This is a genomic window from Bifidobacterium sp. POST2/T3 (B1) (assembly GCF_058197115.1).
Genome location: NZ_JBVPQK010000070.1, coordinates 1 through 11,602, shown reverse-complemented (window position 1 = coordinate 11,602; position 11,602 = coordinate 1). Strand labels below are relative to the sequence as shown.

Genomic DNA, 11,602 nt, shown 5'->3' with positions numbered 1-11,602 from the left:
GGCTTTCGTTCTGTTCGCTTGACTCGTTCATTGCCGTTTCACTCATAGTCGGTCCCTCTCCCTCACGCATACCGGATTCGCGGATCGAGCACTGCGTAGAGCAGGTCGACCAGGAGGCTGGTGATGACGAAGATCAGGACCAGAATGGTCACAATGGAAACCACCAGGGTGCCTTCGCCCCTCAGGATGGCCTGGTAGAGGGTGTTGCCCACGCCCTGGATGTTGAAGATGCGCTCGGTGATCATGGCCCCGCCCATGAGTCCACCGATGTCAGCGCCCAAGTAGGTGACTACGGGAATCAGGGAGTTGCGCAATACATGCCGGACGATGACGGATCGGTTGCTCATGCCCTTGGCCCGGGCCGTGCGCACATAATCCTCAGAGATGTTGGAAGTGATCTCCGTTCTGGTCAGACGGATGATGGAGGCCATGGATACCGAACCCAGCACGATGGCCGGCATGAGCAGATCAATAAAGCCCGGATTGGCTCCGGCCGTGGCTGGCAGCAGATGCCATTTGACACCAAACAGGTACTGCAGGATGAAGCCGGTGACGAAGGTAGGCACCGAAATCAACAGCAGGGAGAGGACCAGGATGATGTTGTCCGACCACTTGCCCTTGGTCAGGCCGCCGATGATACCGAAGATCACACCGAAGATGCCCTCGAAGACGAAGGCCATCAAGGCCAGCTTAATAGTCACCGGAAAAGCCCTGCCGATCACACTGATCACGGGCTGACCGGCGAAGGTGTTGCCGAAGTTCAGGGTCAGCGCGTTCTTCAGGAAGAGCACATACTGCACGATGAAGGGCTTGTCGAGATTATATTCCGAACGTATCTGTGCGGCAACGGCCTGATTGACCGGCTTGTCCCCGAACATGGCGGCCACAGGGTCACCAGGAAGCGCGAAGACCAGCGCGTATATCAGCAGTGTCGTGCCGAGAACGACGGGGATCATCTGCAGAATACGTCGCAGAAGATATTTTCCCATCGGCTATTCTCCTTTGTCATCCGCGACCGGGATCGGCATGGGGATCGAGGCCGCCGCAAAAATTCTTGTTTGAGTCTACCAGCACACCTCAACAGGGGTGTAAGAACACCAGGGCCGGCGCGGAGTAAATCCTTCCGCGCCGGCCCGGGCGGTGTCAGTTTTAAGGTGCGGGATTCAGGCTCCCGTCACCTCACTTGCTGATGTTGTAGTAAGCGGGGACACCCTTCCAATTGAAGGAGAATCCCTTGATGTTCTTGGCGGCCACGCCGTTGGAATTCTGGTAGTAGAGCGGGACTGCGGGCAGGTCACGGAAGAGCAGCTCCTCGGACTGCTGATAGATCTTGTTGGCCTCGTCAATACCCTTGGCGGAGGCTGCCTTGTCCATCAGGTCGTCGAACTCGGGGTTCTTGTAGTCGCCGTCGTTGGACCCGTTGCCGTTGGCGGCCGAGCTGGCGAAGTTGCTGGACAGATAGCTCTCAGGCGAGGGGTAATCAGGCTGCCAACCGGAGCGGAAGGCCGAGTCGGTGAACTTGCGGTTCTGCACATTGGAGCGGAACTCGCTGAAGGTAGGCAGAGGATTGCCTGAAGACTGGATTCCCAGGGCGTTCTTGATGGAGTTGGTGACGGCGTCGTAGATCTCCTTATGGGCACCATCGGCGTTGTAGGCGATCTTGAAGGTGTCGCCCTCGCCCCATGGGGAGATCTTGTTGGCCTCGGCCCAGAGCTCCTTGGCCTTGGACGGGTTGTACTTGAGCACGTCGGATCCCTTGATGCTGGTTGAATAGCCGGGGATGACAGGGGCGGTGAAATCGTGGACCTCCTTGGCAGTTCCGGACAGCACTTTTTTGATGATGGTTGGCCGGTCGATGGACATGGAGATTGCCTGGCGACGGAGCTTGCCCTCCTGATCCTGGCCGAAGTGCTTCATGTAGGTCGGGATGGTGAACATCTGGATGACCGAGCCCGGGTCGTTGATGGCCTGGACCGTGTTGTCGGTCTGGAAGGTCTTGCGAGCCGAGGCAGGCAGGGTATCCAGCACGTCCAAGTTGCCGGCCTGAACGTCGCGGTAGGCTGCTGTGGCATCGGTGTAAGCGCGGAACTCAACGCCGCCGTTCTTGACCTTGACGCCGCCCTTGTATGAAGGATCCTTGACCAGCTTAATGGACTTGTTATGCTCCCAGGACTTGAACTTGTAAGGTCCCACGGTCACCGGCTTCTCGCCGAAGGCCTTGGTGTCCTTGTAGAAGGATTCAGGTAGCGGCGCGAAGGCGGTGTAGCCCACCTGGATGGGGAAGGTGGAGGAGGGCGAGGTCAGATCCACGGTGAAGGTCTTGTCGTCGATGACCTTAAGGCCAGACAACTGGGCATCACTAGGGGTGCCATCCTTCTGTAGATCGTCATAGCCCTTGATGTTGGCGAAGAAGCTGGAGCCCAGCTGCTTGTTGGCGATGCTGGATGCCCAGGACCAGGCCTTGGTGAAGGACTGTGCGGTGACCGGGGTGCCGTCCGAGAACTTCCAGCCGTCGTTGATGGTCACCGTGTACTGGGTGTTGTCCTCGTTGGCCTTGATCTGCTTGGCGATCTCGTTGGCTGGCTTGCCCTTGTCGTCGAAGCGGACCAGCTTGGAGAACATGACATCGATGGGGTTGCCGCCGCCCACCTCGTTGGTCATGCTGGGGATGAGTGGATTGGCCGGCTCAGGGTTGAAGACCGAGATGATGGCATCTGAGCTGCCACCGCTGGTCCCCTTAGCAGAAGAGTCGGATCCACCGGATCCACCGCAGGCGCTCAGCGTGAGCGCCATGACGCACAGTCCGGCACCAGCAATGGTCAGGGCCGATTGCTTCTTCATATATACTGCTCTTTCCTTTAGTTGGTTTCCCAAATCCGTCGCCAGTACATAAGACCCGGGCACGAATTCGCTTTGCTGCGAATCCGGCCGGGTCGGCGACGACGGATTATGCCGTTTCCGGCACGATCATTACTTCTTCTTGGACAACTCCGCAAGGTTCGCATGGCCGTCCCAACGCATGACCAATCCCTGCACATTCTTGGCTGACGCACCCTTGTTATTGGAATAGTAGAGCGGAACCGCAGGCATGTCTTGCAGAAGAATCTCCTCGGCCTGCTGGAAAAGCTTGTTGGCTTCGTCAGTGTTCTTGGCCTTGGCAGCCTGTTTCAGCAGGTCGTCGAACTTGGGGTTCTTGTAATCGCCGTCGTTGGACCCGTTGCCGTCGGCAGCCGAGCTGGCGAAGTTGCTCAACAGGTAGCTCTCAGGCGAGGGGTAGTCAGGCGACCAGGCCGACCGGAAGGCTGCATCCTTGTAGGCGCGCTTGTTGACGTTGCCACGGAACTCGCTGAAGGTGGGCACAGGAGTGGCCACGGCCTTGATGCCCAGCGTGTTCTTGATGGAGTTGGCCATGCCGTCATAGAAGTCCTTGGCACCGCCATCGGCGTTGTAGACCAGCTGGAAGCTCTTGTCAGCAGGCCACTGGCTGATGGCATCGGCCTTGGCCCAAGCATCCTTGGCCTTCTTGGCATCGTACTTCAAGTTATCGGAACCCTTGAGTTTCTTGGAGTACCCAGGGATGGTCGGCGCGGTGAAGTCGGTAGGTTGCACACCCAGACCGCCCAGCACCTTGTCAATCAGCATCTTGCGATCCAGAGCCATGGAGATGGCCTGACGGCGCAGGTGGCCCTCCTGATCCTGGCCGAAGTGCTCCATGGTGGTGGGGATGGTGAACATCTGCAGGACGGAGCCGGGCTTGTTGTAGCCCTTGACCAAACTGTCGGTCATAAAGGTCTTCTGAGCCGAAGTAGGGATGGTATCGATCGCGTCCAGGTTGCCTGCTTGTACATCAGCATAGGCCGAGCCGATATCGGTGTAGATCTTGTAGTCGATGCCCCCGTTTTGGATCTTGACATCACCCGTGTAGGAGGTGTTCTTACGGAGCTTGACCATGGTATTGTGCTGCCAGGAATCGAACTTGTAGGGACCCGAGCTGACAGGATTTTCACCGTAGGCTTTGGTGTCCTTATAGAAGGAATCGGGCAGCGGGGCGAAGGAAGTGTAGCCCACCTGGATGGGGAAGGTGGAGGAAGGCGAGCTTAGATCCACGGTGAAGGTCTTGTCATCTACGACTTTCAGGCCGGACAGCTGGGCATCGGCAGGCGCACCCTCCTTCTGCACATCGTCATAGCCCTTGATGTTGGCGAAGAAGCTGGATCCCAGCTGGCCATTGTTCACATTGGCTGCCCAGGACCAGGCCTTGGTGAAGGACTTGGCCGTGATGGGAGTACCGTCCGAGAACTTGCGCCCATCAGCCAGGGTGACCTTATACTGAGTCATGTCGTCATCGGCCTTTATCTCCGAGGCCAGATCATTATGGGCCTTGCCATGGTCGTCGAAGCGGACCAACTTGGAATTGATGGCGTCAGCGATCGAGCCGCCGCAACTCTCCACAGTATTGCTAGGAATGAGCGGCTGGGCCGGCTCGCACCCACGGATTGAAACGACAGTATTATTGCCGGACTGGCTGCTGGACGATTGCTGTGCGCCCTTGGTGTCGGAACCACTGCCGCAGCCGCTGGCCAAAAGCGCCAAGGCGCAGATAGTGGCGGATACGAGCGTAAGCTGTGAACCCTTCTTCATTACTGCTCCCTTTATTTATTTGTTTATTGAGTGTCAACGTCACGTCTACAACCAAGGACACTAGGATGACCGAACCTCAAAGATCCCTGACCGACGTGTAAGCCACAATACGCCATATTCTGGTACGAAGATGTTTCGTAAGGCAAGTCTCATCTCATTTGCCGGTCTCAGGCCCGCAGCTACTTGTCATCACTGGTCCTTGGAAAGCTCCGCGAAGATCGGATAACCGTCCCAGCCCAGACGCATCCCATGGACCTTCTTGGCGGACGCACCATTGTTGGTGGGGTTGTAGAGCGGCACCGCAGGCATGTCCTGCAGAAGAATCTCCTCGGCCTGCTGGAAGAACTTGTTGGCTTCATTGGTGTCCTTGGCCATGGCAGCCTGCTTCAGCAACGAGTCGAACTTCGGATTCTTGTAGTCACCGTCGTTGGATCCGTTGCCATCGGCCGCAGAGCTGGCAAAGTTACTCATCAGGTAGCTCTCAGGCGAGGGATAGTCAGGCGACCAGGAGGATCTGAAGGCCGCATCATTGTAAAGGCGCTTTTTGATGTTGCCACGGAACTCACTGAAGGTGGGCACAGGGGTGGCCTCGGCCTTGATGCCCAGCGTGTTCTTGATGGAGTTGGCCATGCCGTCATAGAAGTCCTTGGAACCGCCATCGGCATTGTAGAGCATCCGGAAGCTCCTGTCAGCAGGCCACTTGCTGATGGCATCAGCTTTTGCCCAGTACTCCTTGGCCTTCTTGGCGTTGTACTTGATGTTGTCCGAACCCTTGAGGTGCTTGGCATAGCCTGGGATAGTCGGTGCGGTGAAGTCGGTGGGCTGCACACCCAGACCGCCCAGAACCTTGTCAATCAGCATCTTGCGGTCAATTGCCATGGAGATGGCCTGACGGCGCAGATGACCCTCCTGATCCTGTCCAAAGTGTTCCATGGCGGTGGGGATGGTGAACATCTGCAGACCGGAGCCGGGCTTGTTGTAGCTCTGCACCATGCTGTCGGTCATGAAAGTCTTGACAGCAGAGGTTGGAATCCTGTCGATCACATCCAGGTTGCCTGCCTGCACATCGGAATATGCCGAACCCATATCAGTGTAGACCTTGTAGTCGATGCCGCCGTTCTGAACCTTGACCTCCCCGCCGTAATCGCTGTTCTTGCGAAGCTTGACCATGGCGTTGTGCTGCCAGGACTCAAACTTGTAGGGACCCGAGCTGACCGGGTTCTCCCCGTAGGCCTTGGGATCCTTATAGAAGGACTCAGGCAGCGGCGCAAAAGCGCCGTAGCCCACCTGAATGGGAAAAGTGGACGAGGGCGAGATGAGGTCCACGGTGAAGGTCTTGTCGTCGATAACCTTCAACCCGGAGAACTGAGCATCCGCAGGCACACCCTGCTTCTGCAGATCGTCGAAGCCCTTGATGTTGGCGAAGAAGCTGGCATTCAGCTGGCCGTTGTTCACATTGGCAGCCCAAGACCAGGCCCTGGTGAAGGACTTGGCCGTGATAGGGGTGCCATCAGAGAACTTGCGTCCGTCAACCAGGGTGACCTTGTACTGGGACATGTCATCGTTGCCCTTGATCTCCGAGGCCAGATCGTTGTGGGCCTTGCCCTGGTCGTCGAAGCGGACCAGTCTGGAGTTGATGGCATCAACGACCTGCCCGCCGCAGCTCTCCACGGTGTTGCTGGGAATGAGCGGCTGGGCCGGCTCACACCCATGGACCGAGACCACGGCGTTGTTGCTGGACCGGCTGCCGGAGGACTGCTCGGCACCCTCGGTGTTGGTACTGCTGCCACTGCCGCAACCGCTTGCCAAAAGCGCCAAGGCACAGATGGTCGCGGACACGAGCGTAAGCTTTGAACCCTTTTTCATTGCTGCTGCTCCCTTTAACTGGTTCTCAACCTCGCGCATACACTTCGACGGTACTGGACTGACGTACCTTGACTGACATGTAGGCTGCGATACGCCACATTCTGATACCAGGATGTTTCACAGGACAAGACTTGTCTCATTTGCCGAATCTCAAGCCCGCGGAAAAGCCTGCCTATATCGGGCCCGCAACTGCTCGATGGAGACGTGGGTGTAGCGCTGTGTTGTCCGCAGGGAGGAGTGGCCCAGCATCTCCTGAACCTCGCGCAGGTCGGCTCCCCCATCCAGCATATGTGTGGCGGCCGAGTGTCGCAGGGCGTGGGGGGCGATGTCGGGTACCCCAGCCTGGCCAGCCGCCTGATGAACCACCTTACGGACCTGCCGCTGGCCAACCCTGCCGCCAAGCTGACCCAGGAAGAGGGCCTGACCTGCCTTGCGGGCCGCTTTGGCCGTTGAGCCCGCCAGGACCGGCCGCCCCTCCCGCAGCCAGCGGTCCAAGGCGCGATCGGCAGGCAGGCCATAGGGCAGGACCCGCTCCTTGGACCCCTTGCCCAGAACCTTTGCAGTGCGGCTGTGCCGGTTCACGTCATCCAGGTCCAGTCCGCAGAGCTCGGCCACACGCATGCCCGTGGCGTACAGCAGTTCCAGCATGGCCGCATCGCGCACCTGCAGGGCCGCCTGAACTTTCTTGTCTTCTCGGGGCTCAACCGGATCCTGGTCAACCGTATCCATCAGGGTGCGGGCCTGGTCATGCGTCAGGATTCGAGGAAGGTGTTCGGACTGCTTGGGACTGCTCAAGGCCAGGGTTGGGTCGGTCTTGATTCGGCCATGCCTGCTCAGCCAGCCGAAGAAAGACCTCAGCGCCGCCGTCTTCCGGGCCATGGTCGAGCGGGCGTGAGTGGTTGCCTCGTGGGCCAGCCAGGATCTGATGGCGGCCAGGTCGATCTGCGCAGGGTCATTGATGCCATGCAAATGCATCAGATGCAGAAAGCCCGCCAAGTCGGCCCGGTAGGAACGCACGGTGTTGGGACTCTTGCCTGCCACCCGGGAAAGATAGTCGGTGAAGTCCTGCAGATCCTGGTCCAATACGGGCGCTCCTTTCGCTTGGCTGTGCGGTATGTGCAATACAGTCTAGGCGTTTTCGCCCCCGTCGCAGCCGCAGGCGATACTGACACAGGAGGTGGATGCCATGCGTTTGCCAGCAACCATACCGGTCGGAGCACGGCTGGTGGTCAGGATTGCCTTGGGGTCGGACCCGAAAGACGGAAGGCCCAAGTTCCGCGACTACGTGGGCCATGTGGTCGACTGGGACGGACAGCGGCTGATCCTGGACAGGGATCCGGCGGCCAATGGGTCGCGTCCCGGGGAACGCGTGACCCTTCAGGCAACAGACATGGTGGCGCTGAAGCCGGTCCCGGAACGCCGCTCGCCTCGCCCGGACCCTCCGAATTTCAGTCGATGACCGGCGGGTGCAGCACCCGGGCCCGGCTGGTGGTCAGGAAGGCCGAGACCTGCTCGCCGCGCAGGGCTGAATCCAGCAGCTCCTGCCGCCAGTTACCCTCCTGCAGATCCAATTCCAGATCAGTTGTGGGCATCTGCTCCTGGTCGCCCAGGGCCACCTTGTAGCGCCGGAAGGGATCCGCCTGGAGGAAGAAGTTCCGACGCTTTTCATCGGCCTCTGGCTCCTGGTCCCGCAAAAGAGAAGCTATGCTCTGCAGATTCTCGACCAGGACATCCAGAAGATCGGCCACTTGGTCGGCGTTCTCCTCCACCATGGCCCGGGTCCGCTCCGGGTCGGTCAGGGCCACACGGGTCATGTCCCGCCAGGACCCGGCCGCCAGCGCCGAGGCCACACGACGGTCAGGCGACCTCGTCAGCATGTTGGCCAGGGCGGTGGCCACCACATGGGGCATGTGCGAAATCAGTGCCGCAGCCCGGTCATGGGTGGCATCGTCCAGGGCGATCAGCCGGTTGCCCAGCCCCTGGGTGATCATGTCGGCCACGGTCAGGAAACGGCTGTAATCCGTATGCTCATCGACGCAGAGGGCCCAGAGGGCATCTTCCAAGAGGGCCGGGTCCGAATCCTCATAGCCGGAACCTTCGCTGCCGGCCATGGGATGGGCGCCTACATAACGATCGGCCAAACCGGCCTGTTCGACCTGCCTGCGGACCGGACCCTTGACGCTGCCCACGTCGGTCAGGGTGGTACCACGGGTCAGCACCGGCGCCAAGGCCTTGAGCACGTCGGGCATGGCACGCAAGGGTGTGGCCAGTACCAGCACGTCTGCTTTGCCCTTGGCCAGCTCCTCCAAGGTGTCCACACAATGGATCCCTTGGCTGCGGGCCTGCTCGTAGGGACGGTCGTTATGGTTCCAAGCAATCACGAATCGACCCCGGGCGGCCAGGCGTCGGGCCAGCGATCCGCCGATTAGACCCAGCCCCGCAATGGCAATCTTGTGGGCCGAGGTCAGCACCGGCGAGGCGGCCATGCCTGCTATCGGGTGCATGTGCTCGGGCCCAGACAGGTCCATATGTGGGAAAGGCGCGGATTCATCTACCATAACAACTCCTTGTTGATCGTCTCGGAATCGGGGTCCTCACCCCGGAAAGCCCCCGCCCTGGGCAGCATCCATTCACGGATGGGGGGCGCTGGATGCGGGGTGCGCGGATGGACCGCCAGTGTCTTGAGCCAGTCCCCTCTTTCCAGCAGGTCGGCCAGAACCTGATGCAGGCCCTTCTGCCAAGGTGCGGCATCGATGCTGGCTACGAAGCTGTAAGTCCCGTCGTGCCCCTTGATGGGTCGGGACATGAATGAGGTCATGTTCAAGCCTGCATCGCGCAGACGGTCCAGCAGGTTGGCCAGCACACCCGGCCCCGTATTCAGGGGAATAAAGGTGATGATGGACTCGAAATCACCGCCCGCTGCCAGGCGGCGTGCCAGCCCGGCGGCCTGATCCCGGGGAGCCAACATAAGAAAGTCGGTTCGGGCCCCCTGATAGTCCTGTACCTCACGCCGATAGGTCTCCAGCCCGTAGAGGCTCCCGCAGATGCGCGGCCCCAGAGCCACCTGATCGGAGCCCAGATCACGGCAGGCCGCAGCGTTGGAGTTGGCTGTCACCGGATTCAGGCCGGTCTCTTGGATGAAGCCCTTGCACTGGGCCAGTCCGTGAGGGTGGGCGTCGACCTGGCGCAGGGTGCCATGGTCGGCCCGGACGAAGGCATCGAAAACGATGGGCAGACGGACCATGCCGAAGCCCGCTACCGCTTGAGCGTCAATCAAGGCGTCCATGTTGGGCACCACATGGCCCTCCACGTTGTTCTCCCAGGCCAGCACTCCCCAGCCTTGGCCCTCCTCCACGGACGCCACAATGGCAGCCGCATCCGTACAGGGCCTCAGATCCGCCTGGCAGCCCAGCCTTGTTGCCATGAGGTTGGCGGCCTCAAGGGCGGCCTGATGAGTGAAGGTCCCCTCGGGTCCCAGGAAGTGCAGGGGAATACGGTCGGGCAGAGTCGCCGGTGATTCTGACAGAGCCTGGCTCATGCGGATCGCCCCTGACGACGCAAGGGGCCGTCAGAAAACCAGGAGGCCGGCAGGCAGATGGCCAAGGTCTGGATCAGGACCAGCCCGCCCATCCAGAGGAAGACCGCATACTTGGCAAAGAATGTAGGGAAGTTGGCATAGGGCATGAGTACATCGCCGCCCGGCCCCCGCATGGAGAGCAGCCAGACCGTGACCGTGGAGGCCACCAGATGCAGGGCCAGGCCCATGGTGCCGCTATCGCAACGAACCCACCAGGCGGCCAGGGCCACCAGCAGATAAGCCAGGACCATCCCCCAGGGCAAACCCTGAGCGGCTCCGGAACGCTGGACCAGAGTACCCAGCACGCCCACCGCCAGCCCGATGGGCAGGCCAAGCAGGCAACGGAAGGGACTTGCCTTGCCAGACTCCCCCGTCGAATGGGAGACGGTCTGGTCCTTGGATTTGGAAACCTGAGACTTCATGGATTCAAGACTAGTCCGACCCGGTCACCGTGGGGCGGCCGGGTCGGACTGATCTGATTTTGATAGAAGGCTTACTTATTGTTGGCCCTGCGCTGACGGGCGTTCCACTTATACCAGGCGTCCCTGTCCAGGATGATCTTGCGCACGCGGATGGACTCGGGTGTCACCTCCACGCACTCGTCATCGTTGGCGAAGTCCAGGGACTCCTCCAGGCTCATGTCGATGGGCGGGGTCAGGGTCTCCAGCACGTCGGCGGTGGAGGAACGCATGTTGGTCATGTGCTTCTCCAGGGTGATGTTGATGTCCAGATCGCCGGGCTTGTTGTTGATCCCCACGATCTGCCCCTCGTAGACGGGCGACTGCGGCTTGACAAAGAATTCACCGCGGGCCTGGAGCTTCTGCATGGCATAGGGGCTGGCCTTGCCGGAGCGGTCGGAAACCATGGATCCGTTCTGCCGGGTCTTGATGTCACCTGCCCAAGGGGCGTAGCCGGCGGAGATCGACGAGGAGATGCCGGTGCCGCGGGTGGCGGTCAGCAGGGCGGTGCGAAAGCCCAGGAGGCCACGGGAGGGCACAGTGAACTGCATCCTGACCCAGCCGGAGCCGTGGTTGGTCATGGTCTCCATGCGACCCTTGCGATCGGCCATGAGCTGGGTGACTGCGCCCATGTATTCCTCAGGCACGTCGATGGTGTCGGACTCCATGGGCTCCTGAATCTTGCCGTCCACAGTCTTGGTGACCACCTGAGGACGGCCTACGGTCAGCTCGTAGCCCTCACGTCGCATCTGCTCGGCCAGGATGGCCAGGGCCAGCTCGCCACGGCCCTGGACCTCCCAGGCGTCGGGCCGATCGGTGGGCAGCACCTTGATGGAGACGTTGCCGATCAGCTCGCGGTCCAGACGATCCTTGAGCATGCGGGCGGTCAGCTTATGGTCCTTACCCTCAGTGCCGGCCAGCGGCGAGTCGTTGGTGCCGAAGGTCATGGAGACAGCCGGGTCGTCAACGTGAATCAGAGGCAAGGGGCGGGGATCGTCCTGGTCGACGATGGTCTCGCCGATCATGATGTCCTCAACACCGGCCACAGCCACGATGTCGC

10 protein-coding genes are annotated in these 11,602 nt (G+C 60.4%); 1 reads left to right on the top strand and 9 read right to left on the bottom strand.

From position 1 onward, the window contains the following. Positions 1-62: 62 nt before the first annotated feature. From AC0AP0_RS05065 to AC0AP0_RS05045, 5 genes are all read right to left on the bottom strand, one after another. Positions 63-989 carry an ABC transporter permease gene (locus AC0AP0_RS05065; protein ID WP_110412669.1) on the bottom strand — a complete coding sequence of 309 codons (927 nt, stop codon included), beginning with the start codon at positions 987-989 and terminating at the stop codon, positions 63-65. Between the two features lie 190 nt (positions 990-1,179). Then, positions 1,180-2,841, bottom strand: a complete 1,662-nt coding sequence (locus AC0AP0_RS05060; RefSeq protein ID WP_490429579.1) for a peptide ABC transporter substrate-binding protein — start codon at positions 2,839-2,841, stop codon at positions 1,180-1,182. Between the two features lie 129 nt (positions 2,842-2,970). Beyond that, positions 2,971-4,641: a peptide ABC transporter substrate-binding protein gene (locus AC0AP0_RS05055; protein WP_490429578.1), complete on the bottom strand. Its 1,671-nt coding sequence runs from the start codon at positions 4,639-4,641 to the stop codon at positions 2,971-2,973. A 189-nt stretch (positions 4,642-4,830) separates the two neighbouring features. Next, complete coding sequence (locus AC0AP0_RS05050; protein ID WP_490429577.1) at positions 4,831-6,507, bottom strand: peptide ABC transporter substrate-binding protein; 1,677 nt, start codon at positions 6,505-6,507, stop codon at positions 4,831-4,833. Between the two features lie 150 nt (positions 6,508-6,657). Then, a complete protein-coding gene (locus tag AC0AP0_RS05045) occupies positions 6,658-7,590 on the bottom strand; it encodes a tyrosine recombinase XerC (RefSeq protein ID WP_490429576.1) in 933 nt (310 codons plus the stop codon). Between the two features lie 103 nt (positions 7,591-7,693). On the opposite strand from AC0AP0_RS05045, the gene AC0AP0_RS05040 reads away from it, so the two are divergent. Then, positions 7,694-7,966 (top strand): DUF6725 family protein, encoded by a 273-nt coding sequence (locus AC0AP0_RS05040; protein WP_489932073.1) that lies wholly within the window; start codon positions 7,694-7,696, stop codon positions 7,964-7,966. Here the strand turns inward: AC0AP0_RS05040 and AC0AP0_RS05035 are convergent. The 4 genes from AC0AP0_RS05035 to AC0AP0_RS05020 all read right to left on the bottom strand — a co-directional run. Further along, entirely contained in the window at positions 7,956-8,993 is a 1,038-nt protein-coding gene (locus AC0AP0_RS05035) for a prephenate dehydrogenase (protein ID WP_490429580.1), read from the bottom strand. The genes AC0AP0_RS05040 and AC0AP0_RS05035 overlap by 11 nt on opposite strands. Positions 8,994-9,058: 65 nt before the next feature. Next, the gene (locus tag AC0AP0_RS05030; protein ID WP_490429575.1) at positions 9,059-10,045 is read right to left on the bottom strand and encodes a prephenate dehydratase domain-containing protein; all 987 of its coding nucleotides are present in this window, start codon (positions 10,043-10,045) and stop codon (positions 9,059-9,061) included. Further along, on the bottom strand, positions 10,042-10,506 hold the full coding sequence (locus tag AC0AP0_RS05025) for a hypothetical protein (RefSeq protein ID WP_052733291.1): 465 nt from the start codon (positions 10,504-10,506) through the stop codon (positions 10,042-10,044). The genes AC0AP0_RS05030 and AC0AP0_RS05025 overlap by 4 nt, the downstream gene beginning before the upstream one ends. 71 nt (positions 10,507-10,577) lie before the next feature. After that, positions 10,578-11,602, bottom strand: a 1,025-nt coding sequence (locus AC0AP0_RS05020; protein ID WP_490429574.1) for a large ribosomal subunit assembly factor BipA, incomplete at its 5' end; no start/stop codon positions are given.

Excerpts from the sequence above, each read along its gene's own strand:
- AC0AP0_RS05030 (WP_490429575.1), bottom strand. The coding sequence starts at position 10,045 with ATGAGCCAGGCTCTGTCAGAATCACCGGCGACTCTGCCCGACCGTATT.
- AC0AP0_RS05025 (WP_052733291.1), bottom strand. The coding sequence starts at position 10,506 with ATGAAGTCTCAGGTTTCCAAATCCAAGGACCAGACCGTCTCCCATTCG.
- AC0AP0_RS05035 (WP_490429580.1), bottom strand. The coding sequence starts at position 8,993 with ATGGCCGCCTCGCCGGTGCTGACCTCGGCCCACAAGATTGCCATTGCG.
- AC0AP0_RS05060 (WP_490429579.1), bottom strand. The coding sequence starts at position 2,841 with ATGAAGAAGCAATCGGCCCTGACCATTGCTGGTGCCGGACTGTGCGTC.
- AC0AP0_RS05055 (WP_490429578.1), bottom strand. The coding sequence starts at position 4,641 with ATGAAGAAGGGTTCACAGCTTACGCTCGTATCCGCCACTATCTGCGCC.
- AC0AP0_RS05065 (WP_110412669.1), bottom strand. The coding sequence starts at position 989 with ATGGGAAAATATCTTCTGCGACGTATTCTGCAGATGATCCCCGTCGTT.
- AC0AP0_RS05050 (WP_490429577.1), bottom strand. The coding sequence starts at position 6,507 with ATGAAAAAGGGTTCAAAGCTTACGCTCGTGTCCGCGACCATCTGTGCC.
- AC0AP0_RS05040 (WP_489932073.1), top strand. The coding sequence starts at position 7,694 with ATGCGTTTGCCAGCAACCATACCGGTCGGAGCACGGCTGGTGGTCAGG.